Origin of the sequence: Streptomyces sp. NPDC016845 (genome assembly GCF_044332585.1) — a bacterium.
In the GTDB taxonomy this organism is placed as follows: Bacteria; Actinomycetota; Actinomycetes; order Streptomycetales; family Streptomycetaceae; genus Streptomyces.
Map to the genome: position 1 here is coordinate 1 of NZ_JBIRPI010000022.1, position 26,615 is coordinate 26,615.

The following is a 26,615-nucleotide window of genomic DNA, read 5'->3' on the forward strand; positions in this document are numbered from 1 at the left end:
GCAGTGTCATTCCGGCTGTTGGGCCGTTCCGACGTCCCAGACATTAGCTGATTCCCGCTCTCGTTCCCAATCGGGCCGAGTCGAATTGAATTCGGGCACGCCGAAAACAATCCCAGGGGGAGATCGTGCTGATGTGTGGGTGCCGCTTCAAGCGGCGGGAGGTGCTGTCGCAGAACCGTTACGGCTCCGTGGCAACCCGAAGAACATTACGGATCGACGAGGGCAGTGTCAACCCCCGCACAGCGCAAGGGCTCTGGGTTCTCAGTCGAGGTCGGTGAGACGGCCGCCGGCGTCCGGCTGGGCCTCCTCGACGCGGCGCAGGAGGCGGATGAGGACCTCTCCCAGCAGGCCGCGCTCGACCGCCGTCAGGTCCTGGAGGAGGTCCTCCTCGAAGACGGACGCGAGACGCATGGCCGCCAGCCACTTCTCCCGGCCCTGCGGGGTGAGCTCCACGATGACGCGGACCCGGTTGTTCTCGTCTCGGTCGCGGGTGACCAGGCCCTCCTGGACCATGCGGTCGATGCGGTGGGTCATCGCGGCGGGCGTCAGGCCGAGCCGTCTCGCGAGCTCCCCCGGGCCCAGCCGGTACGGGGAGCCGGAGAGCACGAGGGCCTTGAGGACCTCCCACTCCGTGTTGCTGATGCCGATCTCGGCGGTCTGGCGGCCGTACGCCACGTTCATCCGGCGGTTGAGCCTGCCGAGCGCCGAGACGATCGCCTCGACCTGCGGGTCGAGGTCCTGGAACTCGCGCTGGTAGGCGGCGATCTGCTCGTCGAGCGTCGGCTCGGCTGGCGGCTTGCCGGGAGTGTCGGCCATGCCGCGCAGTCTGGCACAGAAGTGGTTGGCGTTGAAGTCCTTCTCTGTGTATTGTTTAGCTTCTAACTTTAGCTTCGAAGTCTTGACTGCGAAAGGGCAGGTGAAAGTGACCAGGGCGATGGGCGCTGCGATGCGCCGGGTTCAGGTGGGAAGCGCGTTGAGCGCGTTCGGCATCGGCTTCACGGTTCCGTTCCTCTACGTCTATGTCGCGGAGGTCCGGGATCTTGGTGCTGGTGCGGCCGGCATCGTGCTGGCCGCCTTCGCCATGGCCGCTCTCGTCGTCCTGCCTTTCACCGGCCGCGCGATCGACCGGCGCGGCCCGCTCCCCGTCCTCCTCGTGGCGTCGGTCGTGGCGGCCGTGGGCGCGATCGGTCTCGGGCTCGCGAGCAGTGAGCCCGCCGCCATCGGCGCCGCCGCCGTGCTCGGTGCCGGGACCGCCGTCCTGCAGCCCGCGCTCGCGACGATGATCGTCTGGTGCTCGGCGCCGGAGACGCGGACGCGGTCGTTCGCCATGCAGTTCTTCCTGCAGAACCTGGGGCTCGGCATAGGCGGCCTCATCGGCGGCCAGATCGTGGACGAGAGCCGGCCGGACAGCTTCCTGCTGCTCTTCGGCATCGAGGCCGTGATGTTCCTGGTCCTCGCCGCGATCGTGCTGAGCGTGCGGATGCCGCACGCCCCGGGCTTCGGTGAGTCGATACCGAAGGACGGTTCCAAGGGCGGCCTGCGAGCGCTGCTCGGGCACCGGGCGATGGTGCAGCTGTGCGGTCTCGGGTTCGTGGTGTTCTTCGCCTGCTACGGGCAGTTCGAGTCCGGTCTGAGCGCCTACGGGGTCGAGGCCGCCGGTATCTCGGCGTCGACGCTCGGGATCGCGCTGGCCGCCAACACCGCGATGATCGTCATCGCGCAGTTCGCCGTGCTGAAGTTCGTGGAGCGCCGCAAGCGCACCCGGGTGATCGCCGCCGTGGGGCTCATCTGGGCCGTCGCGTGGATCGCCGCCGGGTACGCGGGCCTCGGGCACGGCAGCCAGGCCATGGCGACCGCCGCGTTCATCTCCACGTACGCGCTGTTCGGGCTCGGTGAGGCGATGCTGTCGCCGACCGTGGCACCGCTGGTCGCCGATCTCGCCCCGGCCGGGTCGGTCGGCTCGTACAACTCGGCGTTCGCGCTGGTGAAGCAGCTCGCGCTCGCGGTCGGCCCCGCGGTGGGCGGGCCGATGGGGGCCTCCCTGCACGGGCCGTACATCGTGACGTTCCTGCTGTTCTCGCTCGGCATCACCGCTCTGGCCCTGCGGCTCGGGAAGCGGCTCACGCCGATACAGGACCAGCCGTCGCTGGCCGGGAGCCGTGTCGTGGCGCAGGGTTCACCGGCTCACGCCACCGCGGAGGCGTGAGCGCCGGTCGGCCCCGGCCCCTGTTCACCAGGGGCCGGGGCCGACCCCGCTCACTGCTGAACTGAGTCCTTCGGGAGCAGGAACTCGCACCACACCGCCTTGCCGCCGCCCGGCGTGCGGCGCGCGCCCCAGTTCGAGGCGATCGTGGCGACGATGGCGATGCCGCGGCCCGTCTCGTCGGCGGGCTCGGCACGGCGGCGGCGCGGAAGGTGGTCGTCCCCGTCGGTCACCTCGATGATCAGGCGGCGGTCGGTGCGGCGCAGGCGAAGCCGCATCGGCGGGGTGCCGTGCTGCAAGGAGTTCGCGACGAGCTCGCTGGCGGCCAGGACGCCCAGGTCGTGCAGGTCGGTGGGGAAGCGCCAGCTGGTCAGGACGCCGGAGGCGAAGGCGCGGGCGCGGGGTGCCGCCTCGACGCCGCCGAGCAGTTCCAGGGCGGCGTTGCGGAAGCGCTCGCCGTCGGCGCCCTTGCGCGCCGGGTGCTGGAGGACCAGGACCGCGACGTCGTCGTCGTGGTCGGCGGTGACGCCCGCCGCACGGATCAAGCGGTCGCAGATCACCTGGGGTGTGCCGGTCGCGCCCGACAGCGCGTTCTCGAGCGCCGCGACCCCCTCGTCGATGTCCTCGTCCCTGCGCTCCACCAGGCCGTCGGTGTACATGACGGCCGTCGAGCCGGGGCCGAGCGGCACGGAGCCCGAGGTGTGCAGCCAGCCCCCCGTACCGAGCGGTGGCCCTGTCGGTTCCTCGGCGCGGTGGATCGTGCCGTTCTCGTCGCGTACGAGGATGGGGAGGTGCCCCGCGGACGCGTAGACGAGGCGGCCCTCGTTCGGGTCGTGGACGGCGTAGACGCACGTGGCGATCTGCTGCGGGTCGATTTCGATGGCGAGCCCGTCGAGCAGTTGCAGTACCTCGTGCGGAGGCAGGTCGAGACGGGCGTAGGCGCGTACGGCCGTGCGGAGCTGGCCCATCACTGCCGCGGCGCGCACGCCCCGGCCCATCACGTCGCCGATCACCAGGGCCGTGCGGCCACCGCCGAGGGTGATGACGTCGTACCAGTCGCCGCCGACCGCGGCCTCGGTGCCGCCGGGCTGGTAGGTGGCGGCGATGCGCAGGTCGTCGGGTTCCTCCAGCTCCTGCGGGAGCAGGGAGCGCTGAAGGGTGACGGCCGTGCGGCGGTGCTCGCGCTCGCTCGTGCGCAGCCGCTCGGCCGCTTCCGCGTGGTCGGTGACGTCGGCGGCGAAGACCAGGACGCCGGGTCCTTCGGCGGTCTCCAGCGGGGTGCAGGTGACGGTGTAGGAGCGGCCCGCGGCGGTCCTGCGGGACTTGACCGTACGGGGCTTCGTGCTGCGCAGCACCTGGTCGAGGAGGGGCAGCAGGCTCAGCTCGTCGAGTTCGGGCAGGGCGTCGCGGGCGGGTTCGCCGACGGGGCGGTCGCCGAAGGCGGCCACGTACGCGTCGTTGACGTACGCGATCCGGTGGTCGGGGCCGTGCACCAGGGCGACCAGGCCGGGGATGCGGTCGAGGACGTCGCGGACGGGCAGCTCGTCCACGCCGCCGCCGGTGCCGTCCTGCCCGGGGTCGTCGGGCAGGTGCTCGGCGCGGGCCGCGGGCACGGCGCTCTCGCCTCGCGGGGGCAGGCCGTGTTCGGCCCGCGATGCGGCGCGGCGCTGCGTTCCGGGGAGCCGGGCGCTCCAGCGCGTGAAGTTCACTGTGGGGCAAGCCTCGTGGGGTCGACGGCGGGCGGCGGTGCCCGCCTGGGTTCATGGACCAGTCTGGCCGACCGTACTGACAAACGTCAGGTGCCGGTCCGATGGCGGGAGTTGGTGTGTCCCGCGACCGGAGTCCGGCCGAAGGCGCGACGGGGGAACAAGTCTTCGGGCATCAGATTCAGGCGTGCGTTCGAACGCCGGTCGTCGTCACCGGCAGTCGTCGTGGGGGGACACGCAGGGGCATGGGGGGCCTGAGGGGGACACGGAGGGGCATGGGGGGCCTGGGGGGCGTGGGGGGCAGCGGATGACGACCGGACAGGTCAAGGAGTGCTCTTCGAGGTTCCGTTCGAGGGGGGAGAAGGGTCCTCAGGGGGGACGGTTCCGGCCGCGAGTTCGAACTCGGCGCGCGGTCGCTCCAGCGAGCCCAGGGACACGATCTCCCGTTTGAACAGGCCGGAGAGGGTCCATTCGGTCAGGACGCGGGCCTTCCGGTTGACGGTGGGCACCCTGCTGAGGTGGTAGACGCGGTGCATGAACCAGGCAGGGTAGCCCTTCAGCTTGCGTCCGTAGACGTGTGCGACACCTTTGTGGAGCCCCAATGAGGCGACGGATCCCGCGTACGCGTGCTCGTAGTCGGTGAGCGGCCGGCCGCTCAGGGACGCCGCGACGTTGTCGGCGAGCGTCCTGGCCTGGCGCACCGCGTGCTGGGCGTTGGGCGCGCACACGGCGCCGGGCTCGGCCGAGGTGAGGTCGGGGACGGCCGCCGCGTCCCCCGCGCCCCAGGCGTGCGGCGCGCCGTCGACGGCGAGGGCGGCGGTGCACTTCAGCCGTCCCCGCTCGGTCAGCGGCAGGTCGGTGGCGGCGAGCAGCGGGCTTGGTCTGACGCCGGCCGTCCACACGACCGTACGGGTGGGAAAGCGGGAACCGTCGCTGAGGACGGCGGTGCGGTGCTCGCAGGACTCGAGGCGGGTGCCCAGGCGGATGTCGACGTTGCGGCCGCGCAGTTCGCGGATCGTGTACTGGCCCATCTCGGGGCCGACCTCCGGCAGGATCCGGTCGGACGCCTCCACGAGGATCCATTTCAGGTCCTCGGCCTTGACGTTGTGGTAGTACTTCGCCGCGTACCGGGCCATGTCCTCCAGCTCGCCGAGCGCCTCCACGCCCGCGTAGCCGCCGCCGACGAAGACGAAGGTGAGGGCGGCGTCGCGGACCGCCGGGTCGCGCGTGGACGAGGCGATGTCGAGCTGCTCGATCACGTGGTTGCGCAGACCGATGGCCTCCTCGACCGTCTTGAACCCGATGCCGTGCTCGGCGAGGCCGGGGACCGGGAGCGTACGGGAGACGGAGCCGGGGGCCAGGACCAGTTCGTCGTAGGTGAGCGTGGCCGCGCCCGTGCCCTCGTCCTTGCTGGCCAGCGTGGTGTACGTGGCGGTGCGCTTGGTGTGGTCGACGGCAAGCACCTCGCCGACGATCACGTGGCAGTGCTCCAGGACGCTGCGCAGCGACACGACGACGTGGCGCGGGGAGATGGAACCGGCGGCGGCCTCGGGCAGGAACGGCTGGTACGTCATGTACGGGTCGGGGGAGACGACGACGATCTCCACGGCACCGCTTCTGAGCTCCGCCTTGAGCTTCTTCTGGAGGCGAAGGGCGGTGTACATCCCGACGTAACCGCCGCCGACAACGAGAATGCGCGCAGGTTCCCTCACCCTCCCATGACGCACCGCCCTCCGGCGTTTGTCCACAGCCCCGGCAATTTGTGTGACAGGGCGCGGGCGCGCGCACCGTCCCGGCGTGTCGCCGGGGTGTCGGACAGGTGCGCAGGTCAGCGCGTGGGGCGGGCGCACGCGCCCGGGGGGCATTGCGGGCGGAATCCCCGCGTACCCCGTTCGAGGGACGCTCCGTGCGGAACCAAACCCTTCTGAATTGACCCTTGCTCAACTATGTTCGTGTGCTGTCGGGGTGTCGGGGGGATGCGCTGTCGGGTCGCAGGGGCGGCCCGGAAAACGCTGTTCTGTTCCCCACGTTCCGGCTGACAATGACGGGGAGTGTCTCCGGGGGGAGACGTCATTACCGGGGGAACACATATGCACATTCAGGAACAGCAATGGTCCTCAGCGTCCGCCGTCGCGCCCACAGGCGTGTCGGGGGGCGCGAGCGGGCGGGGCGCGGGCGATGGTCCGCGCTCCACGCCGCTGCGGGTGGACGCCCAGCGCAATCTCGAACACGTGCTGCGAGCGGCCCGCGAGGTCTTCGGCGAGCTGGGGTACGGGGCGCCCATGGAGGACGTGGCGCGCCGCGCCCGCGTCGGTGTGGGCACGGTCTACCGGCGCTTCCCCAGCAAGGACGTACTGGTGCGACGGATAGCCGAGGAGGAGACGTCCCGGCTGACGGATCAGGCGCGTACCGCCCTCGGTCAGGAGGACGAACCGTGGTCGGCGCTCTCGCGCTTCCTGCGGACCTCGGTCGCCTCGGGCGCGGGCCGGCTGCTCCCTCCGCAGGTACTGCGGGTGGGCGTCGCCGACGAGCGCTCCGAGGGCGTACGGGACGAGACGCGCGTGCCCGAGCAGCGGAGCGGGGCGCCCGAGCTGCGCCTCGTCGAGCAGCGGTCCAGTGTGCTCGACGCGGAGGTGAGCGCGGACGACACCGGGGCCGCGGCGCTGCTCGAGGTCGTCGGGCGGCTCGTGGACCGCGCGCGTGCGGCCGGTGAGCTGCGTGCCGACGTGACGGTGTCGGACGTTCTGCTGGTCATCGCCACGGCGGCGCCCTCGCTGCCGGACGCGGCGCAGCAGGCGGCGGCGTCGGCGCGGTTGCTCGACATCCTGCTCGAGGGGCTGCGGTCTCGGCCGTAGCCGTGGGCCGTTTCGGCCTTGTGCGAGCTTGTTGCGAGCGTGTGCGAGTGGTGGCCGCGGGTGGTGGCGGGGCGTTCTCTCGTCGTCCCCCGCGGTCAACTGCCGTGCGCGGTGCGTCGGTTCAACCCGGTGCATCTACCCCGTATGAGTGAACGGTAGTGCTCAGGTACGGCGGATCTCCACGGATGAGTGGTTGCTGTGCAGGGGCCGGGCTCATGAGCCCCCGGCGTGTCACTCTTTCCCGGTGTTCGGGTCAGAGTGTGCGGGCGGGGGCTTTCCGCGATGAGCGTTGCGGGGCGGGGCGAAGGCGAAGAGGACACCGGGCAGCGGGTGGACGTGGCCGATGAGGCTGATGTGGCTGATGTGGCTGATGTGGCTGACGTAGACGACAAGGCCCACGTGTCCGTGCCCGCTCAGCGTGGCGGTGGGTCTTCGGCTGATGCTGATCTCATTGCGCGGATGCGCGCGGGCGACGACAGCGCCTACGAGGAGCTGTACCGGCGGCACGCAGGTGCCGTTCGCCGCTATGCCCGTACGTGCTGTCGCGACGCGCACACCGCCGACGACCTGACCGCCGAGGTCTTCGCACGCATGCTCGGTGCCGTGCGCGGCGGTGGTGGGCCCGAGCACGCGGTGCGCGCCTATCTGCTCACCACCGTGCGCCGCACCGCCGCCAACTGGACGAAGACCGCCAGGCGGGAGCAGCTGGTCGACGACTTCGCCGTGTTCGCCACCCAGGCCGCCCGGTCGAACGAGGTCTCCGACGACGACACCCTCGACCTCGGCGCCGACGTCCTCGCCATGCACGAGGCCGAACAGTCCATGGCGATGCAGGCCTTCCGCTCGCTGCCCGAGCGCTGGCAGGCCGTGCTCTGGCACACCGAGGTCGAGGACGAGTCGCCCAGCGAGGTCGCCACCCTCTTCGGTCTCGACGCCAACGGCACGCGCGTCCTCGCCAAACGCGCCCGCGAAGGGCTCAAGGAGGCCTACCTCCAGGCGCACGTCTCCGCCACCCTCACCGAGTCCGAGGAATGTGCCCGCTACGCGGACCGGCTCGGCGCCTACGCGCGCGGCAGCCTCCGTACGCGCGCCGAGCGCGGCCTGCGCAAACACATGGAGGAGTGCGCCAAGTGCCGCCTCGCGGCCGGCCAGATCAAGGAAGTCGCCAGCGGCATCCCGGGCGTCGTGCCGATCGCCGTCATCGGCTGGTTCGGCGCCGCCGGGTACGCGAAGGTCGCCGCGCTCATCGGTGGTGGCGGCGCGAGCGCGGCGGGTGCGGGGGCGGGGGCCGCCGCGGCGGCCAGTGGCGGTTCGTCCGGCGGTGGCGCCGCCGGCGGGGCCGCGGCCGAAGGGCTCGGGGGGCCCGCGAAAGCCGGGATCGCGGCGGGTGTCGTGGCCGCCGGGGTCGCCGTCGCCGTGGCCATCGCGCTCGCCGGTGATCCGAAGCCCAAGGAGGAGGCGAAGGCGGTGAAGCCGCCGGTTTCTCAGCCGGTTCCTTCCCGAGTGCCTTCGGAGGAGCCGCCCGCGTCCGAGCCTGTGGCCACCCCGCCATCGTCCTCGGTGCCGGCTTCCGCCCCGCCTTCGTCGCCGTCGCCGTCGCCGTCGTCGTCGCCGTCGCCGTCGTCGTCGTCACCGGCTACGGAACCGTCTCCGTCTCCGTCCTCTGAGCGCTCGGGCTCGCCTGCCGCGCCGGTTCCGTCCGAGCCCGCGCCTCCGTCGGCGCCCGCCTCGGAACCACCGGCCCCCGCGCCGACGCCGCCGCCGCCCGCCGTCTATCAGTGGAACGAGCTGAAGTACGGGATCACGGGCGACGGCACCGGGCCCGAGATGCGGCTCGGTGAGAGCAGTTGGGTCTGGCAGCGGTACGGCATGTCGATCGGCGGCAAGCGGTACGCGCACGGTGTCTCCGTACATGCCCGGTCCTCGGTCACCATCGACCTCAACCGCGCGTGCACCGCCTACGACGCCTCCGTCGGCGTCGACGACATGACGCTCGGGCTCGGCGCCGTCCGGTTCTCCGTCTACGTGGACGGGGTGCGGGCCTGGAGCTCGCCGGTGCTCCGGGGGCGTGACGCGGCCGTGCCCGTGCATGTCGGTCTGGCCGGGCACAAGACGATCCGGCTGGTCGCCGAGCCGCACGCGCCGTTGGGGGCGGTGGGGGTGGCGGACTGGGCGGAGTCGCGGTTCACGTGCGGGTGAGCGGTTCACGTGCGGGTGAGCGGTGGATGAGTTCGGGGTGCGTGCGGGTGAGCGGCGGGTGGGGGTTGAGCGTCGCTCACGTGCGGGTCAGTTCCGTCAGGATCTGTTCGTGGGTCAGCTTCGCGCCCGCCGTCTCCTCCGCCCCGTAGCGCTCCTCGCCCAGCTCCTCGCGGGCCCTGGCCGCCAGTGCCTCGCTTTCGCCCCGCTCCGGCATCGGGCGGGGCGTGCCGCCGCGCAGCACGTCCGACGCCGCGTACAGGCGGACCGCGCCCGCCACGTCGCCGCCGCGGGCCAGCAGCTCCGCGCCCACGTCGATCAGGCCCGTGATGACCGTCTCCGCGCAGCGCTCCAGCGCGGCGTCCTTGAGTACGTCGACAAGCAGCGCCAGGCCCGCCTCGGGGCCCTTCTCCGCCGCCGTGACGCGGGTGTCGGCCAGGCCGAGCGCCGCCGTGAACTGGGGCGGCGGCGTGCCCGCCAGCGACGCCCCGCGGGCCCGCTCGCACAGCTCACGCGCGCGGGGCAGCTCCCCGTCCGCCAGCGCGAGCTGCGCCCGCAGCAGCGCGACGAACGCCGTCGTGTCCACCGTCCCGTGCTGCTCCGCCTCCTCGCTCGCCACATCGAGCGCCTTCTCCGCGGTGTCCCGGTCGCCCTCGCGGTACGCGATCTCCGCCAGCCGTGCCATCAGGAACGGTGTCTCCGCGAACGCCCCCACCTCATGAGCGAGGCGCAGCGCCTCCTCGAACTCGCCCTTCGCCTCCGCCAGGCGTCCGCGCCCGATCGCGGCCTCCCCCGCCGCGCTGCACACCTGCGCCCGCATCCAGCGGTCGCCCACCCGGCGGCTGATGGCGCGCAGCTCCAGCAGGTCGCCGTCGACCCCTTCCATGTTGCCCGGCATGTCGACGGCGGCGTGCGTACGGAACATCAGCGTCACGCCCAGCTCCCAGTCGCCCCCGTAGCGCCGGCAGTTCTCGACCGCCGCGTCCAGTGCGCCGCGTACGTCCGCCCATCTGGTGCTGCCCAGGAGGTACAGGGAGAACGGCCAGATCAGGCCGGGGAAGCGGGCGCCCTGCGGGTTCGGCGGCTCGAACGCCGACCGCACCCGCTCCACGTACTCCGCGTCCGCCTCGGTGGTCAGCGCTTCGTGCGGGCGTGAGTCGGCGATCAGGAAGAGGGAGAGCAGGCGGAGGTTCAGCCGCGGCCAGTACAGCGCGTCGTCCGGGTCGCCCGGGGCCGTGCGGTCCGGCATGATCCGCTCGATGGCCTCGACCCAAGCGCTGCCCTCCGAGCGGTAGTTGCGTAGCCACCAGAACCAGCCCATGTCCAGGGCCACGGCGATCGCGCTCTCCTCGTCGAGCAGGGCGGAGTCGCTCGTCGCGCGCGCCAGTGCCACCCGGATGTTGTCGAGCTCCCTCTCCAGGCGGTCGATCCACGGGAGTTGTTCGGCCGAGCGCAGCTTCGGCGCCGCTTGGGCGGCCATCGCGCGTACGTGGGCGATGTGGCGGCGTTGGGCCGCCAGGTGCAGGTCGGGGGTCTCGGCGGCGCGTTCCGACGCGTACTCGTGGATCGTCTCCAGCATGCGGTAGCGCATGGTGGTGGGTGTTGGGGGGTTTGTTGTTCGCGGTGGTGTCGCCGATTGCCGTGGCGTCACCGATTGCCGTGGCGTCACCGATTGCCGTGGCGTCACGGATTGCGTTTGCGTCACCGATTGCGTTGGCGTCGCCACCAGGAGGGATTTGTCCAGCAGCGCGCCTATCGTGTCCGCGGCCGTGCCCTCGTCGCCGCACACCGCCTCCGCCGCCTCCAGGTCCCAGCCACCCGAGAACACCGACAGCTCGCGCAGCGCCGTGCGCTCCTTCTCCTCCAACAGGTCCCACGACCAGTCCACCACCGCCCGCAGCGTCTGCTGGCGCGGCAGGACCGTGCGGCTCCCGCTCGTCAGGAGGCGGAACCTGTCGTCCAGGCGGTTCGCGATCTGGCGCGGTGTGAGCAGCCTCAGCCGCGCCGCCGCCAGCTCAATGGCCAGCGGCAGTCCGTCGAGGCGGCGGCAGATCTCCGCGACCGCCTCCCGGTCGGCGTCCAAGTCGAAGGCCGGGCTCACGGCCCGTGCGCGCTCCGTGAACAGGCGGTGCGCCGGGTCCGGGGGCAGCGGCTCCACCGGGCGCACCGACTCGCCCGGTACGCCCAGGGGTTCTCGGCTCGTCGCCAGGATCGTCACGTCCGGGCAGTGCGTGAGCAGGGTCTCCGCCAGCTGCGCCGCCGCGTCGATCACGTGCTCGCAGTTGTCGAGCAGCAGGAGCAGGCTGCGGTTCGCGCAGTGCTCGATCAGGAGCGCCGTCGGGTCGTCCTGCGGGCCCGTCGACATCTCGCTCGTCATCAGGACCGTCTCGCGCAGGCGCAGCGCGCTGACCACCGCGCCCGGGACGGCTCTCGGGCCGTCGAGCGGGGCCAGCTCCACCAGCCAGGCGTTCGGGAGCGGGGCGGCGGCCTCCTCTGCCAGGCGGGTCTTGCCGGAGCCGCCCGGGCCCGTGAGGGTCACCAAGCGTGCGGCCTTCAGGTCTGAACGGATGGCGGTGAGTTCGGGTTCCCGGCCCACGAAGGAGTTCAGGCGGGGGCGGAGGTTGCCGGTCCGTGGAGCGGGGGTTTCTCTTGGCGCGGGCTCGGGCGCGCGCGGGGTCTGTGTGGCTGTCAGCAGCTCCGCGTGCAGGGCCTTCAGTTCCGGGCCGGGGTCCGCGCCCAGGCTTTCCGCCAGTGTGCGGCGGATCTCCTCGTACGTCGTCAGGGCGTCCGCGTTTCGTCCTGCGTCGCGCAACGCTCTGATCAGGAGTACGTGCAGGGGCTCGTCGTACGGGTGCGTCGTCGTGAGTTCGCGCAACTCCGGTACGAGGTCCGCGGCGCGGCCCAGGCGGAGCTCCGCCGTCACACGCGCGCGGGTCGCCTCCAGGCGCTGGGCCTCCGGGCGGGTTGCCGCCGTGTGGTCGGGGAGGTCCGTCAGGGCGGGGCCGCGCCACAGGGCGAGCGCCTCGCGCAGGATGCGGGCGGCTGACGCCGGGTCGTCGGCGGTCAGGGCGTCCGTGCCTTCGCGGACCAAGCCCTCGAAGACGTACAGGTCGATGTCGGCGCGGGTCGCGGTGAGGCGGTAGCCGCCGGGCTCCGAGGTGATCGCGTCCTTGCCGAGGGCTCGGCGCAGGCGGCCGATCAGGGCCTGGAGTGCGGCCGGGGCGTCGGCGGGTGGGGTGTCGGCCCAGACGTCGTCCATGAGGGCGTCCGTGGGGGCCGTGCGAGGGGTGTGCAGGGCCAGGGAGGCGAGCAGGGCGCGGAGCCGGGGGCCGCCCACGGGTATGGGCGCCCCTTCGTCGTCGTGGGCCTGGGTCGTCCCCAGAATCGAGTACCGCACCCGGACATTGTCGCTGGTTCGGCTTCGGAGCCGCGCCTCGTTGGCGGGGTGGGGCGGGGTTGCTTGGGTGGACCTGCCAGGGCGCTGTCCGTCGGATCGTGGGGCGGGGCCGTGCCGGGGTGCCTCCTCGGCGGCTGTCCGTCAGGGGTGCGGCGGGCCCGGCGCAGCGCCAGGGCGCTGTGGTGCGCTGTCCGTCGGATCGTGGAGCGGGGCCGTGCCGGGGGCGCCTTCTCGGCGGCGGTGCGTCGGGGGTGCGGCGGGCCCGGCGCAGCGCCAGGGCGCTGTGGTGCGCTGTCCGTCGGATCGTGGGGCGGGGCCGTGCCGGGGTGCCTCCTCGGCCGGATTGGTCTCATTGCCCGCTGTCCGCCATGGGCGCGTCGTCCTGAGCTGTGTTCCAGCGGAGTCCTGCGGGGGCACCCCGACACGTCCCCTCCCGTCGACACGCGGGTGCAACCCGGTGGCCCGTCATGTCGCCGGGCGCGGCCATGTCTACCTGCCTTTGGGGCCTGCGGACCCGTCCCGCCTTTGGCGGTCTGCCTCCCCCGGACGGGCGGCAGCTCAGCGCCGGGGCGCCATGCGAGCTGGCCCGTACGGGTACCCCGGTGTCTAGCGGAGCGGGCCGGCGCCCAGGGCGCGGTCTGGGACGACGCTGCCTGTGGGGACCGCGCGGGCCCGCGCGGGCGTGCCCGTCCAGCACGTGCCGCGGCGCGACAGCAGGCGGCGCAGCCAGAGTTCCAGGCCGACCAGATCGGCGAGGCCGTCCAGGGGCAGAGGTTCGCCGTCCGCCGCCGCGCGGAGCGCCTTGCGGACCGTGCGGGCCTCGATCAGTCCCGTTTGGGCCAGGAGCGGCGTGTCGAAGAGGGTTATCAGGCGGTCCGCCGACACCCTCAGGCCCGTGCGGGCCGCCGCCGCCGAGGACGCGTGCGACGGTGCCCCCCAGCCGGGCGGCAGGTCCGCGACCCCCGCCCCCTCCAGAACCGTACGGAGGATGGACGCCCGGGCCCCGGGCTGGACGCGCAGAGCCTCCGGAAGGAGCCTGCTCGCGCGTACTACCTGGTTGTCCAGGAACGGTGCGTGCAGGCGCTGGAAGCGGATCTCCGCGGCCTGTTCGAGGATGCGGAGATCCGCGGCGTGGCGGGCCAGCGCCGCTCGGGCCCGGAACTCGCCGGGGCGCTGCGCGGGGCTGGTCCCGGGCCGCGTCGTCCCCAGCTGCAGGCGAACCGATACTTCAGCGAGCGCCTCACCGGTCAGCCAGCGCGCGGCGGGACCCGGCCTGGCCCAGCTCAGCGCCGCGAGGGACGCTCCGACGGGGCCGCCCGGCTCGTCGAAGCCGCGGTGGAGCAGGCGGTCCGCGAGCTGGGCGAGGCCCGCTTTGTACGGCGTGCGGGCCAACTTGCGGGCCGCCCCGTACACGCGCGCGGGCACCGCGAGCGAGCCGCCGTCCGCCTTGGTGAGCGCCGCCATGGGGCGGACCATGTGGCGGCGGCGCCGGTCCATGAGGAGGTCGGTGAGGCGGGCCGGGTGCGCGTCCAGGACCTGGCGTGCCCCGTAGCCCGTGAAGTGGTCGGCGCTGCCGGAGGCGAGGCGTGCGCGGTGCCGGGCCGCCGCGACGAGGACGGCGCTGGGTTCGTCCGTGAGCGGGCCGTCCAGGTCCGCGTAGGGGAGCGCCTCTTCGCCCGCCGCCACCACAACGTGGTGCAGGCGGGGGTTGGCCGCGATCGCTCCCGCCCGTTCCAGCTCCGCCTCGCGCGTGGCCGTCGTCGAGGAGATGTCGTTGAAGGTGACCGCGAGGAGGCGTTCGCCCGCCCCCGTGCCGTGGCCCAGGACCGTGCCGGGCATGCCGGGCAACCCCGCCGCAAGGAGCGCCAGCGTGCCGGACGCCGGGCCGCCCGAGAGGTCCGCTCCTATGCCGGGCACGGGCATCCCGCGCGCGGCACGGCGTTCGGCCGGGCCCATGCCGGGTACCGGGCCGGGGTCGAGGTCGGTGCCGGGTACGTGACGGGGCGCCGCGAGCCGGGCTCGTACCGCGTCCACCAGGGCGTCCCTGACGCCCGCCACGGCCGTGTCCGGGTCCACGGGCGCCGCGCCCACCGCGAGGGACGCCACGGCCTCGTAGCCGGCGATCTCGCGGGCGCCGGCGCGCAGGATCAGCGCGTGGCCGGGCGGGATGCGGCGTACGCCCTCGTACGGTGTCGAGTCCTGGAGCGCCTCGGGGACGTCCGGGGTGGCCAGTAGCGCGGCGAGGTGGCCGACGTCCAGGTGAGCTTCGATGAGGTCCGCGAGGGGCAGGGCGGCGGTCGCGTAGGCCGTGCCGCCCGCCCAGGGCGTGTAGAAGACGGGGCGGGCGCCCGCCACGTCGCCGATGACCATGACGCGGCGGCCGACCTGGACGACAGCCGTGTAACTGCCGGGCCAGTTGGTGAGGTGGCGCAGTGCGCCCCCGCGCGCGGTGAGCAGTCCGAGGCGGAGTTGTTCGTCGGTCGCTCCGCACACGCCGAGGACGGCGATGCGCGTCTGGTCGTCGACCTTCAGCGTGCGGACTTCGTCGGGGCGCCAGTCGCCTACCGCCCAGAGCGGATCCGGGTCGCCCCACAGGAGGTGGGAGCCGACCGGATGTACCGTTTCGCCGTCCGCTCCGTAGGCTCCCGCGGACTCGAAGGCAACGGACCCTGCGGTGGTACTGCTCCACCCCACCAACCACCGCATCGCCGCCTCCACGCGCTGTGGACAACCAAGGCTCTACATGCTGCCACGAAGGAGGCGGGACAGAGGGGGCAAGTAGGGAGCGCGCCATGATGTGCGCTCCCCCCAATGCGCCCCTTTCGAGCCGTGGTTGAACCGCCGCACCACCACGGAAGGGGAGGAATGCGGGGGCGGGTTTCGGCCAAATCGGCTGCCGGTGGCCGGAGCCGGACACCCCGCTTCGGCCACAGCGCGCAACGCACGGTCCGGGAGGCACCCATCGCCTCCCGGACCGGTCCGCCGCCCGCGGGGATGTAGGCGGCGGTGTCCCCCAGCCCACTGGATCCAGTACAGCGGGCCGACCCACGCAGTTCTCATCGAAGCGCTCCGCCTGTGCACGGGTAAGAGCGCACACACAGGCGCACGGCGCCACAACCGGAGCACACGGTCACAGGGCGTGGCGTGCGCCCTCCTCCGGTCCGAACAAGAATCCCGCCATCCGGATCTGCGCCACTTAACGCTTGGGATTCGGCGAACTACGCTGGGTGTACGAATGCCGCGCGGTTATGCCAGTCCACAGGGCCGGCGAGGTGTTGCGGCGGCAGCCGTCTGTGTCGAGGGGTGGCGCATGTCCAGGGAGCTACGCGGACCGAACGAGAAGCTCGGCGCCGTCCTCGCCCTCGCGGGAATCAGCAACGCGGGACTGGCGCGACGCGTCAACGACCTAGGTGCGCAGCGCGGGTTGACCCTTCGCTACGACAAGACCTCGGTGGCGCGATGGGTGTCGAAGGGGATGGTGCCGCAGGGTGCCGCCCCGCACCTCATCGCCGCCGCCATAGGGCAGAAGCTCGGCCGGCCCGTGCCGCTGCACGAGATCGGTCTGGCCGACGCCGACCCCGCGCCCGAGGTCGGCCTCGCCTTCCCGCGCGACGTACGCGCGGCGGTGAAGGCCGCCACCGAGCTGTACCGGCTCGACCTCGCCGGGCGCAGGGCGGGCAGCGGCGGCATCTGGCAGTCCCTGGCCGGATCCTTCGCGGTGAGCGCTTACGCGACGCCCGCGTCGCGATGGCTGATAACCCCGGCCGACTCGTCGGTCGCGCGCGAGGCGCATCTCAGCGAGGAGGGCTCGCCGCAGAAGGTGGGCCACAGTGACGTGGTGAAGCTGCGGGAGGCCGCGCAGGACGCGCGGCGCTGGGACTCCAAGTACGGCGGCGGGGACTGGCGTTCGTCGATGGTCCCCGAGTGCCTGCGGGTCGAGGCGGCGCCGCTGCTCCTCGGCTCGTACTCCGACGACGTGGGGCGCTCCTTGTTCGGCGCGTCGGCCGAACTGACGCGGCTCGCCGGGTGGATGGCGTTCGACACCGGTCAGCAGGAGGCGGCGCAGCGGTACTACATCCAGGCGTTGCGGCTGGCGCGGGCGGCGGCTGATGTGCCGCTCGGTGGCTACGTACTCGCCTCCATGTCGCTTCAAGCCACTTATCGCGGATTCGGGGACGAGGGCGTCGATCTCGCCCAGGCCGCCGTCGAGCGCAACCGGGGGCTCGCGACCGCCCGCACCATGAGCTTCTTCCGGCTCGTCGAGGCACGCGCGCACGCACGCGCGGGTGACGCGCAGGCGGCGGGCGCCGCCTTACGGGCCGCCGAAGGGTGGCTCGAGCGCTCGCGCGAGGGCGACAGCGACCCCTCCTGGCTGGGCTTCTACTCCTACGACCGGTTCGCCGCGGACGCCGCCGAGTGCTACCGGGACCTGAAGGCACCGCGCCAGGTCCGCAGGTTCACCGAACAGGCGCTGTCGCGGCCCACCGAGGAGTTCGTGCGCTCGCACGGACTGCGCCTCGTCGTGTCCGCCGTCGCCGAACTGGAGTCGGGCAACCTGGACGCCGCCTGCGAGCAGGGCACCCGCGCCCTGGAGGTGGCGGGCCGGATCTCCTCCGCGCGGACCACCGAGTACGTGAAGGACCTGCTGCATCGCCTCGAGCCGTACGGTGACGAGCCGCGGGTGGCCGAGCTGCGCGAGCGGGCCCGTCCGCTGCTCATGGCACCGGCGTGATCCGGACGCTCGCAGGGGCCCGGACCCCAAGTCCCGCATGGATTGTCAGTAAGTCCCGCATGGATTGTCAGTGGTGTCGGGCAAGATGCAGGACATGGAGGTGAGGCCCGGTGAGCGCGGTCGCGTATGACGGGGATGTGCTGGTGGTCGGTGGCGGGATCGTCGGGCTCGCCACGGCCTATGCCGTCACCCGCGCCGCTCCGGGCACGCGCGTCGTCGTCCTGGAGAAGGAGGCGGGCCCGGCCCGGCACCAGACGGGGCGCAACAGCGGCGTGATCCACAGCGGGATCTACTACCGGCCGGACTCGCTCAAGGCGCGCTTCGCGGTGCGCGGGGCCGCCGAGATGGTCAAGTTCTGCGCGGAGTACGGGATCGCGCACGCGGTCACCGGAAAGCTCATCGTCGCCACCGGGCGGGACGAGCTGCCGCGCCTGCACGCCCTGGCCCAGCGAGGGCGGGAGAACGGGATCGCGGTGCGGGAGCTCGGCCCCGCCCAGATCCAGGAGTACGAGCCGGAGGTGCGCGGCCTCGCCGCCATCCACGTCGCCAGCACCGGGATCGCCGACTACCGCGCGGTCGCGCGGTACCTCGCCGAGGCGTCCGGTGCCGAGATCCGGTACGGGGCGGACATCGTGCGGATCGACCGGCGGCCCGAGCTGGGCGTCGCTGTGCGGACCGCCGCCGGGGACGTCGTGCGCGGCAAGGTCCTGGTGAACTGCGCGGGGCTCCAGTGCGACCAGATCGCCCGCCTCACCGGGGACGATCCCGGGATGCGCATCGTGCCGTTCCGCGGCGAGTACTTCGACCTGGCCAGACCCGAGCTGGTGCGCGGCCTCGTCTACCCGGTGCCCGACCCGGCGTTCCCCTTCCTCGGGGTGCATCTGACGCGCGGCATCGAGGGCTCGGTCCACGTCGGGCCGAACGCGGTGCCGGCGCTGGCCCGCGAGGGCTACGACTGGGCGACGGTCCGCCCCCGCGAGCTGGCGGAGACGCTGGCCTGGCCCGGCTCATGGCGGATCGCGCGGCGCCACTGGCGGTACGGGGCGGGCGAGTTGCGGCGCTCGGCGTCCAAGCGCGCCTTCACCGACGCGGTGCGGCGCCTGGTGCCCGCCGTCACTCCGGACGATCTCGTGGCCTCGCCCGCCGGGGTGCGCGCGCAGGCGGTGCTGCGGGACGGCACGCTCGTCGACGACTTCCTGATACGCGAGGGCGCCCGCACGGTCCATGTGCTGAACGCGCCGTCGCCCGCCGCGACCGCGTCCCTGCCCATCGGCAGAGAGGTGGCCCGGCGAGCGCTCGCCGCGCTGGCCGACGCCTAGGGTCTGCCAGCTCCAGCCGCCATTGATCTTGAAGGCTGGCCGTACCCCCTGACCGTACCCCCTGGCCCTGCCTCTCACCAGGCCGGGCGCCCGACCCGATGTCGGCCCGGGGCCCTGTTCCCCTGGCGCGGTGATCTCCCGCTTCCGTACGGTTCCCTGGCGGCTCGCGGGACGCCCTCGTACGGCCCCCGCGAGCCGCAGGCATGCCGGACCGTGTTCGCACGCCCGTCAGGGGTATCCCGGGCGGGGCCGCCGGTGGCCGCGGAACACGTAAAATCGCCCCACTGTGTCTGAGTCCGAGAGCCCCCAGAACCCCGCCCCGCCCGCGCGCCCGAACGAGCCGCGGTTCCCGGACGGGCCCAAGCCCGACCCCGCCGGGTCGCACTTCGAGCGGCGCATCCGCAGCTTCCAGCCGCGCCGCAGCCGGGTCACGACCGGGCAGGCCGAGGCGTTGCAGCGGCTGTGGCCGAAGTGGGGCCTCGACATCGACGGGCAGCGGGTGCTCGACCTGGCGGAGATGTTCCCCGGGGTCGACCGCGTCGTCCTGGAGATCGGCTTCGGCATGGGCGAGGCCACGGCGCAGATGGCCGCGGACGACCCGACGACCGGCATCCTCGCCGTCGACGTCCACACCCCGGGCCAGGGAAATCTGCTCGGCCTCGCCGACCGCGGCGGCATGACGAACGTACGGGTGGCCAACGGCGACGCGATCATCCTGCTGCGCGCGATGCTCCCCGACGACAGCCTCGACGGACTGCGCGTCTTCTTCCCCGACCCCTGGCCGAAGAAGCGCCACAACAAGCGGCGCCTCATCCAGCCGGAGTTCCTCACCCAGGTCGCGGCCCCGCTCAAGCCCGGCGCGCTCGTGCACTGCGCGACGGACTGGGAGGAGTACGCCGAGCAGATGCTCGAGGTGCTCACCGCCCATCCCGACTACGAGAACACGCAGCCGGACGGCGGGTACGCGCCACGGCCCGGCTTCCGGCCGCTGACCCGTTTCGAGGGTCAGGGCCTGAAGAAGGGGCACGTGGTGCACGACCTGCTGTTCAGGCGGCGCTAGGGCCCGGCCCCGTCGCGGCGCCGCGCATCCCTCGTTAGGGTCAATGAGTGGCCTCGTACCCCAGTAGTCCGCCGCACCAGGACCACGCCCCCGGCCCCCGGCCGCACGGCGCGGTCCCGCATCCGCGCTGGTGGGAGCGGAAAGGTGTACGGGCCACCGCACTGGCCACACTGCTCGCGGTGTCCGGCGCCGTCATCGCGGCGCTCGTCCGCGAGCAGACCGGCACGGAGGGGTTCCTGGTCGGGCTCGGCCTGGCCCTGGTGCCCGTACCGCTGCTGATAGCCGCGTTCCGCTGGCTCGACCGGGTGCAGCCGGGACCCTGGCGCAACCTGGTCTTCTCCTTCGCCTGGGGCGCCTGCGCGGCGGCCCTGATAGCGATCGTCGCCAACAGTTTCGCGACCCGGTGGATAGAGACCGCCACCGCCGACCCGACCGGCGCCGACACCCTCGGTGCCACCGTCATAGCCCCCGTCGTCGAGGAGAGCGCCAAAGCCGCCGCCGTGCTGCTCGTCTTCCTCTTCCGCAGACGGGACTTCACCGGTGTCGTCGACGGCGTCGTCATCGCCGGGGTCACCGCGACCGGCTTCGCCTTCACCGAGAACATCCTCTACCTGGGCAACGCCTTCGGCACCGACCAGCTCACCGGCACCGGCCCGGGTCTCAGCTCGGTGACGGCAGCCACCTTCTTCGTCCGCGTCGTGATGTCGCCCTTCGCGCATCCGCTCTTCACCGTGCTCACCGGCATCGGCTTCGGGATCGCCGCCGTCCGCGCGCCCGAGCGCGGCAAGGTCCGCCGCATCCTGATGCCGCTCGCCGGGCTGCTCGTCGCGATGGCCATGCACGCCTTCTGGAACGGCTCGTCGTCCTTCGGCGAGTACGGCTTCTTCGCTGTGTACGCGGCTTTCATGGTTCCGGTGTTCGGCCTCGTCACGTGGCTCGCGATCTATCTGCGCCACCGCGAACTGCGCACCGTGCGGACCGAACTCACGCTCTGCGTGGGCGCGGGGTGGCTGGCCCCGCCCGAGCCCTTCGCCCTCGGCTCACTCAAGGCGCGCGGCCTGGCCAGAGAGTTCGCCGCGCACTACGGCGGCAAGGAGGCGGAGCGCGCGGTCACCGAGTACGAGGCGTACGCGACCTCGCTCGCGCTCCTGCGCCACCGCGCCCGCAAGGGCGGGGCGGGCGCCGACTTCGCCGTACGGGAGCGGGAGCTGCTCGACGCGCTGTGGGAGCGGCGCGGCTACGCGCGCGCGGCGCTGGCGTACGCCTCGCAGATAGCCGCTCCCATGTGGCGCCCGCCGGTGTACGCGGCGCCGATGGCACCCGGCGCCGCGTATCCCCCGTACCGCTACTGAGCGGTTCTCAGGCGGAGGCGTCCGTGAGGCGGCCGACCTCTTCGTCCGTGAGGGTCAGGTCCGCCACCGCGAGGAGCGCGGGCAGCTGCTCGACCGTGCGTGCGGACGCGATCGGCGCGGTCACGGTGGGCTGCGCGGCGAGCCAGGCCAGGGCGACGGTGGCGATCTCGGCGCCGCGCGCCTGCGCGATCTCGTCGAGGGCGGTGAGGACCTTCTGGCCGCGCTCGGTCTCCAGGTGCTTGGCGGCGCCGCCCGCGCGCCGGCTGTCCACGCTGACGCCGGGCCGGTACTTGCCGGTCAGGAAGCCGGAGGCGAGCGCGTAGTACGGGACGGCCGCGAGCCCCGCGCGCGAGGCGATGTCCCGGCGGCGGCCCTCGTAGGTGTCGCGGGAGACGAGGTTGTAGTGCGGCTGGATGGCGACGTAGCGGGCGAGGCCCTCGCGCTCGGAGAAGTCGAGGGACTCCTGGAGGCGGTCGGGCGAGATGTTGGAGACGGCGATCTCGCGCACCTTGCCGGCCTTCACCAGCTCGTCGAGCGCGCCGATGATCTCCTCGACGGGGATGGTCTCGTCGTCGTCGAAGTGCGTGTAGTACAGGTCGATGTGGTCGGTGCCGAGGCGGCCGAGGGAGGCGTCGGCGGCGGCCTTGATGTTGGCGCCGCGCAGGCCCTTGAAGTCGGGGTGGCGGGCGACCTTGGTGGCGATGACGACATCGTCGCGGCTGCCCCGGGCCTTGAGCCACTTGCCGATGATCGTCTCCGACTCGCCGCCGTGGTTGCCCTCGACCCAGGCCGAGTACGAGTCGGCCGTGTCGAGGAAGTTGCCGCCGGCGGCGGTGTAGGCGTCGAGCACATCGAAGGAGGTGGCCTCGTCGGCGGTCCAGCCGAAGACGTTGCCGCCGAGGGCGAGCGGGAAGACCTCCAGGTCGCAGGAGCCGAGCTTGCGCAGGGGAGAAGAAGTCATGTGGTCATTCAACGCCCCCGCGGAAGCGAGTGTTCGGTCATACGGCCGTCAGAGTGCCAGGCCCTTGCCGCGCAGCCAGGCCGCCGGGTCGACGCCGGTCGCGTCCCCGCCGGGGTGGACCTCCAGGTGGAGGTGGGCTCCGGTGACGTTGCCGGTGGCGCCGACGCGGCCGATGACGTCGCCGGTCGAGACCTGCTGGCCGACGCTGACGTTCATCGAGGACTGGTGGCAGAACCACAGCTCGGTGCCGTCGTCGAGGGTGAGGATCGTGCGGTAGCCGTACGCGCCCGCCCAGCCGGCCTCGGTGATGGTGCCGCCGTGGATGGCGTAGATCGGCGTACCGGTGGAGGCGGCGAAGTCCAGGCCCGTGTGGTAGCCGGAGGACCACATGGAGCCGGGCTGCCCGAACGTTCCGGTGAGCGTGTAGGAGGCGACGGGGAGCTTGAAGCTCCTGGCCAGCTTGGCGAGGCGCTCGGCCTCGGCCTTCTTCTTGGCCTCCTCCTCCGCCTTCTTCTTGTCGGCGGCGGCCTTGGCCTCGGCCTTCTCCCGCTTCGCGGCGGCCTCCTCGGCGGCCTTCTTCGCCGCGGCCTCCTCGGCGGCGGCCTGCGCCTTGGCGTCGGCGGCGTCCTGCTGCGTCTCGGCCTGCTGCATGATGCGGGTGCGCAGCGCCTCACCGGCGTCCGCCTGCCCGCCGCTCATGGCGGTGAGCGGGGCGGTCTCGGCGGTGTCGGCGGAGGGGGCGGGGTCGTCGGCCATGAGCGCGCCCACGCCGGGCAGCGACGTGGCCTCCGGCAGCGAGTCCGTGACCGCGGAGAGGTCGGGCAGGGATATCTGGACGGCGGGCTTGCCGCCCTGCGCGGTGGCGATGCCGCCCGCGCCGACGGCGGCGATCACGCCGACGCCGAGGACCGTGGAGCTGCGCGCGAGGCCGCCGCGCTGGCGGGCCACGCGGTGCTTGCCGCGGACGGGGCGGACGGACTCCTCGGTGGGGTTCCACTCGTCGAAGCTCGTGCGCGGGGCACCGAAGCCGCCGTCGTCGGCCGGCTGGGCGGGGTACCCGGAGAGTTCGGGGGCAGGACGGTTCGACGCCACGGGGGCGCTCTCCTTTCCTTCCTTCTCGCCTACCGGGTTAGCTGACGGGTTCGGAGCAGGAAGGTCTCCTACGAGCACGGTCCGGCGCCCGGAAAGCGTCGGAACGATGCCTGATTCACCCCAAGTTGGTGGTTCCCCGGCTCCCTTGCGGGATTAGGCGCGTGCGCACGGAGCCGTCGCTTGTGACGGCTGGGACGACCGCGCTGCGTTATCGAACGTTAATAGACAGCGGACAGTAATTCCAAGCCGTTCCTGCCCCGTTAAACCTCACAGTTTCTGACCTAGTGTCAATTGTTATGCGGAGCGACGCCGTTCGGTCACCCCTGGTGACGTCGATCAAGGACGGCGGACGGCCAGCAGCGCCATGTCGTCGCTGGCCCCTCCCCCGGTGTGCAGACGCACCTCGTCGGCCAGCGTCGCGAGAAGCTCGTCGGGCCCCGGGAAAACGCGTCCGGTGAGCCGGGCCGCGGGGTCGTAGAAGATGCCCTTCGCGTCCCGCGCCTCGGAGAGCCCGTCCGTGTAGAGCAGCAGCGTCGCCGCGGGCGGGAACTCCGCCTCGGTCGCCCGGTCCGGCCAGGAGCCGAGCTCGCCGAGGCCGAGCGGGAGCGCCGCCTCGGCGGGGCTGATCACCCGGACCCGGCCGTCGCCGTGCAGCACGACCGGCTCGGGGTGGCCGCGGTTGAGGATGCGCAGGAGATCGCCGCCGTGCGGGATCTCGGCGAGCACGGCGGTGGTGAACCCCTCGAAGTCGTCGATGCCGCGCCGCCGCGACCCCTCCCGGGCCAGCGCCCGCTCCAGGCGCTGGGCGACCGCCTCCAGGCTGTCCTCCTGCTCGGCGGCCTCCCGGAACGCCCCGATGACGACGGCGACGGCGGCGACCGCGCCCATGCCCTTGCCGCGTACGTCGCCCACGACCATCCGTACGCCGTGCGGAGTGTCCTGCACCGCGTACAGGTCGCCGCCGATGAACGCGTCGGCCTGCGCCGCCTCGTAGCGGGCCGCGATGGCGAGACCCCCGATCCGTCCGGCCGGGCGCGGCAACACCGCGAACTGGGCCGCCGCCGCGATCTGCCGCGCGGAGGCCAGCTCCTCGTCGCTGCGGCGCTTGATCCGGTTGATGAAACAGGCCAGGAGGCAGACGGTGGCGACGGTCGCCATCTCGGTGTAGACGCCGCTGTGGAACAGCTCGTATCTGAGGTGTACGGCGACGATGGCGGCGATCGAGGCGACTCCGGCGGCGATGGTGCTGCCCAGCGAGAAGAACGGGGCGGCGACCAGCGGCGCCGCGCTGAAGAGGGGCGAGCCGGCGAACCCGGACGGCGTGCAGTACTCGTAGACCGCGCCGCCGATGATCAGCAGCAGGGGCAGGATCCGCAGGAAGAAGGGCGTGCCGGGGGCGTCCGCCGGATGCCTGTGCCGCCCTCCTCGCTGCCCCACCACGTGTCTCCTGCCGTCCGCGCCCGCTGTCCGGCGTCTCACCAAAGGGTTCCCGGGGAGGAGGCCGGGGGGCGACCGGTACTGCTCCGTCCGGGTCAGGGCGGGAATGCGGGAAGGGCCGCGCAGGCGCGCCGAAAACGGAACGAGGCCGGAATCTTGGAAGATTCCGGCCTCGGCCTTCAGTAGCGGGGACAGGATTTGAACCTGCGACCTCTGGGTTATGAGCCCAGCGAGCTACCGAGCTGCTCCACCCCGCGTCGGTGAACACAACACTACGCCATCAGGGACGATGAATGCCAATCGCGCCCGTGTCCGGCGCCTCCCGAGTGGCGTTAAGAGGACATGACCTCAACACGACGAGCCCTCACCGCTGTCCTGCTCGCTGTCGGCGCCACCGCGATCGTGGCCCCGGCGGCGCAGGCCGACACCACGCCCAACGCGGCGGGCAACATGATCTCCCCGACCGCCACGCTTGACGCGGTCACCACCATGGCCATCCCGGCCGCGCACCGTGACGAGGTGCCCCGCACCGCCGAACAGCTCCAGGGCCTCAACCAGCTGAACAAGCTGAGCGAGCTGCACCAGCTGACGGACCTGGTGGCGCCGGTCACCGGCCTGCTCGGGGCGTAACGGCTCCCGGCGAGGTATCCGGACACACGAGAGGGGCAGCTGCGCTCAGCAGCTGCCCCTCAGGTGTGTCAGCTGTTCCCCGTGCCGTTGGCGGACAGCGCCGAGATGTCGTCCAGGATGTGCGACAGCGGCTCGTCCTGCTTGGCCTGCGTGGCGTTCTCCGCACACTGCTGGTTCTGCGGCGCCGACAGGACCGGGATGTCCTGGACTCCGACGTTGACCAGACCCACGATGTTCTGGACGTTCGCCTTGACCGGCAGGCCGACACAGAGCTTGTTCAGCGTGCCCTGCACCAGGGTGAGCTGCGGACTCTGGTCCCCGTCGGCGGAGGAGTTGCCGAACGCGTCCTGAGCCCCGTTGCCGCTGGCGGAGTTGGTGCCGTTGTCGTCACCACTGGCCAGAGCCTGGGGAGCGGCCACCGCCGACAGGCCGGCGACGGAGGCGGCGATCGTTGCGGCTGCCCACAGCTTCTTCATGTGAATTCCCTTCATGACCGAACTCCGTTGACGGAGTCACGGTTAGACAACTGGCCAGAATTACTACGGTTGCGAACCCTGACCCATTCGGGTTAGTCATGCGCCCCGGTAAAACAAAGTTGGGCCGCCGATTGTGGCGGCCCAACGCGTGCGGCGTACGGATCAGTTGTTACCGGTGCCGTTGGAGGAGAGAACCGGGATGTCGTTCAGGATGTGCGACAGCGGCTCGTCGCCCTTCGCCTGCGTCGAGTTCTCGACACACTGCTGGTTCTGCGGGGCCGACAGGATCGGGATGTCCTGGATGCCGACGTTGACGAGGCCCACGATGTTCTGGATGTTCGCCTTGGCGGGCAGGCCGATGCAGGGCTTGTTCAGGGAACCCTGGATGAGCGCCATCTGCGGGCTCATGTTGCCGTACGTGGCCGAGTTGCCGAACGCCTGCGACGCGCCATTGCCGCTGAACGAGGTCGTCGGGCTGTCGTCCCCGTTCGCCAGCGCCTGGGGCGCGGCCGCCGCGGAGATGCCGACGAGAGACGCGGTGACGGCGGCAGCCGCCACAGCCTTCTTCATCATGAGAGATTCCCCTTCAGTTGTTTCCGAGAGCATCCGTATCAACTACGCGCGAGCCGGTTTGGTTGCCCGAATTCACTCGGACGGGGAACCGCACGCCATGCGGATAATCAGACTCTCGGCACAACGGGTGAATCTGCGGAACCATCGCGTTCCCGGGGAGTTGTTCTTTTCGCAGTAACCGGTGCCTGTCAGAAAAGGAACAGAAAAAATGCTCAAGAAGGCAATGGCTGCAGCTGCAGTCGCCGTGTCCGTAGTCGGCATCTCCGCGGCGGCCGCGCCCCAGGCGCTCGCGAACGGCGACGACAACGGCACCACCTCGGCCAGCGGCAACGGCGCGCAGCAGGCATTCGGCAACTCCTCGACCGACGGCGACATGAGCCCGCAGCTCAGCCTGGTCCAGGGTTCCCTGAACAAGCCCTGTGTCGGCCTGCCGGTCAAGGCCAACATCCAGAACATCGTGGGTCTGGTCAACGTCGGCATCCAGGACATCCCGATCCTGTCGGCCCCGCAGAACCAGCAGTGTGTCGAGAACTCGACGCAGGCGAAGGGCGACGAGCCGCTGTCGCACGTCCTCGACGACATCCCGGTTCTCTCCTCCAACGGCACGCAGAACAACTGATTCAGCT

19 protein-coding genes, 1 tRNA gene and 1 riboswitch are annotated in these 26,615 nt (G+C 72.1%); of the genes, 9 read left to right on the forward strand and 11 right to left on the reverse strand.

The genetic code is table 11. The features are described 5' to 3' along the window. Positions 1–261: 261 nt before the first annotated feature. Complete coding sequence (locus ACH4RC_RS34010) at positions 262–816, reverse strand: MarR family winged helix-turn-helix transcriptional regulator (protein WP_398207753.1); 555 nt, start codon at positions 814–816, stop codon at positions 262–264. Between the two features lie 118 nt (positions 817–934). Between ACH4RC_RS34010 and ACH4RC_RS34015 the strand changes: the two genes are divergently transcribed. Beyond that, entirely contained in the window at positions 935–2,206 is a 1,272-nt protein-coding gene (locus ACH4RC_RS34015) for an MFS transporter (protein ID WP_398207755.1), read from the forward strand. A gap of 50 nt (positions 2,207–2,256) precedes the next feature. On the opposite strand, the gene ACH4RC_RS34020 is transcribed toward ACH4RC_RS34015, so the two are convergent. Together ACH4RC_RS34020 and ACH4RC_RS34025 are read right to left on the reverse strand one after the other, a co-directional pair. Next, positions 2,257–3,912 (reverse strand): SpoIIE family protein phosphatase, encoded by a 1,656-nt coding sequence (locus tag ACH4RC_RS34020; RefSeq protein WP_398207757.1) that lies wholly within the window; start codon positions 3,910–3,912, stop codon positions 2,257–2,259. A 320-nt stretch (positions 3,913–4,232) separates the two neighbouring features. Then, entirely contained in the window at positions 4,233–5,621 is a 1,389-nt protein-coding gene (locus ACH4RC_RS34025; RefSeq protein WP_398207759.1) for an NAD(P)/FAD-dependent oxidoreductase, read from the reverse strand. Positions 5,622–5,999: 378 nt separating this feature from the next. On the opposite strand from ACH4RC_RS34025, the gene ACH4RC_RS34030 reads away from it, so the two are divergent. Together ACH4RC_RS34030 and ACH4RC_RS34035 are read left to right on the forward strand one after the other, a co-directional pair. Continuing rightward, positions 6,000–6,764, forward strand: coding sequence for a TetR/AcrR family transcriptional regulator (locus ACH4RC_RS34030; RefSeq protein WP_398207760.1), 765 nt, complete (start codon positions 6,000–6,002; stop codon positions 6,762–6,764). Positions 6,765–7,046: 282 nt separating this feature from the next. Continuing rightward, a complete protein-coding gene (locus ACH4RC_RS34035; RefSeq protein WP_398207762.1) occupies positions 7,047–8,963 on the forward strand; it encodes a sigma-70 family RNA polymerase sigma factor in 1,917 nt (638 codons plus the stop codon). A gap of 76 nt (positions 8,964–9,039) precedes the next feature. Here ACH4RC_RS34035 and ACH4RC_RS34040 read toward each other — a convergent pair whose 3' ends face one another. Both ACH4RC_RS34040 and ACH4RC_RS34045 read right to left on the reverse strand, forming a co-directional pair. Further along, entirely contained in the window at positions 9,040–12,357 is a 3,318-nt protein-coding gene (locus ACH4RC_RS34040; RefSeq protein ID WP_398207763.1) for a BTAD domain-containing putative transcriptional regulator, read from the reverse strand. A gap of 606 nt (positions 12,358–12,963) precedes the next feature. Then, positions 12,964–15,063 carry an asparagine synthase-related protein gene (locus ACH4RC_RS34045; RefSeq protein WP_398207765.1) on the reverse strand — a complete coding sequence of 700 codons (2,100 nt, stop codon included), beginning with the start codon at positions 15,061–15,063 and terminating at the stop codon, positions 12,964–12,966. Between the two features lie 604 nt (positions 15,064–15,667). On the opposite strand from ACH4RC_RS34045, the gene ACH4RC_RS34050 reads away from it, so the two are divergent. The 4 genes from ACH4RC_RS34050 (at position 15,668) to ACH4RC_RS34065 (ending at position 20,820) form a co-directional block, all read left to right on the forward strand. Beyond that, positions 15,668–17,089, forward strand: a complete 1,422-nt coding sequence (locus tag ACH4RC_RS34050; RefSeq protein WP_398207767.1) for an MFS transporter — start codon at positions 15,668–15,670, stop codon at positions 17,087–17,089. A gap of 110 nt (positions 17,090–17,199) precedes the next feature. Continuing rightward, positions 17,200–18,408, forward strand: a complete 1,209-nt coding sequence (gene lhgO / locus ACH4RC_RS34055) for an L-2-hydroxyglutarate oxidase (protein WP_398207768.1) — start codon at positions 17,200–17,202, stop codon at positions 18,406–18,408. Between the two features lie 286 nt (positions 18,409–18,694). Continuing rightward, on the forward strand, positions 18,695–19,468 hold the full coding sequence (gene trmB, locus ACH4RC_RS34060; RefSeq protein ID WP_398207770.1) for a tRNA (guanosine(46)-N7)-methyltransferase TrmB: 774 nt from the start codon (positions 18,695–18,697) through the stop codon (positions 19,466–19,468). 47 nt (positions 19,469–19,515) lie between these two features. Beyond that, on the forward strand, positions 19,516–20,820 hold the full coding sequence (locus ACH4RC_RS34065) for a PrsW family intramembrane metalloprotease (protein ID WP_398207772.1): 1,305 nt from the start codon (positions 19,516–19,518) through the stop codon (positions 20,818–20,820). 7 nt (positions 20,821–20,827) lie between these two features. On the opposite strand, the gene ACH4RC_RS34070 is transcribed toward ACH4RC_RS34065, so the two are convergent. The 4 genes from ACH4RC_RS34070 to ACH4RC_RS34085 form a co-directional block, all read right to left on the reverse strand. Then, positions 20,828–21,781 carry an aldo/keto reductase gene (locus tag ACH4RC_RS34070; RefSeq protein ID WP_398207773.1) on the reverse strand — a complete coding sequence of 318 codons (954 nt, stop codon included), beginning with the start codon at positions 21,779–21,781 and terminating at the stop codon, positions 20,828–20,830. 48 nt (positions 21,782–21,829) lie between these two features. Next, positions 21,830–22,873 carry a M23 family metallopeptidase gene (locus ACH4RC_RS34075; RefSeq protein ID WP_398207775.1) on the reverse strand — a complete coding sequence of 348 codons (1,044 nt, stop codon included), beginning with the start codon at positions 22,871–22,873 and terminating at the stop codon, positions 21,830–21,832. A gap of 11 nt (positions 22,874–22,884) precedes the next feature. After that, a riboswitch (cyclic di-AMP (ydaO/yuaA leader) is annotated at positions 22,885–23,043 on the reverse strand. Between the two features lie 166 nt (positions 23,044–23,209). Beyond that, positions 23,210–24,310: a PP2C family protein-serine/threonine phosphatase gene (locus ACH4RC_RS34080; protein WP_398207777.1), complete on the reverse strand. Its 1,101-nt coding sequence runs from the start codon at positions 24,308–24,310 to the stop codon at positions 23,210–23,212. Between the two features lie 183 nt (positions 24,311–24,493). Beyond that, positions 24,494–24,567, reverse strand: a tRNA-Met gene (locus ACH4RC_RS34085). Positions 24,568–24,652: 85 nt separating this feature from the next. On the opposite strand from ACH4RC_RS34085, the gene ACH4RC_RS34090 reads away from it, so the two are divergent. Beyond that, complete coding sequence (locus ACH4RC_RS34090; RefSeq protein ID WP_394432723.1) at positions 24,653–24,940, forward strand: hypothetical protein; 288 nt, start codon at positions 24,653–24,655, stop codon at positions 24,938–24,940. A 68-nt stretch (positions 24,941–25,008) separates the two neighbouring features. Here ACH4RC_RS34090 and ACH4RC_RS34095 read toward each other — a convergent pair whose 3' ends face one another. Together ACH4RC_RS34095 and ACH4RC_RS34100 are read right to left on the reverse strand one after the other, a co-directional pair. Next, positions 25,009–25,416 carry a rodlin gene (locus ACH4RC_RS34095; protein ID WP_398207946.1) on the reverse strand — a complete coding sequence of 136 codons (408 nt, stop codon included), beginning with the start codon at positions 25,414–25,416 and terminating at the stop codon, positions 25,009–25,011. Between the two features lie 162 nt (positions 25,417–25,578). Then, positions 25,579–25,989 (reverse strand): rodlin, encoded by a 411-nt coding sequence (locus ACH4RC_RS34100; protein ID WP_398207778.1) that lies wholly within the window; start codon positions 25,987–25,989, stop codon positions 25,579–25,581. 208 nt (positions 25,990–26,197) lie between these two features. On the opposite strand from ACH4RC_RS34100, the gene ACH4RC_RS34105 reads away from it, so the two are divergent. Next, positions 26,198–26,608 (forward strand): rodlin, encoded by a 411-nt coding sequence (locus ACH4RC_RS34105; RefSeq protein ID WP_398207780.1) that lies wholly within the window; start codon positions 26,198–26,200, stop codon positions 26,606–26,608. The last annotated feature ends 7 nt before the right edge of the window (positions 26,609–26,615 follow it).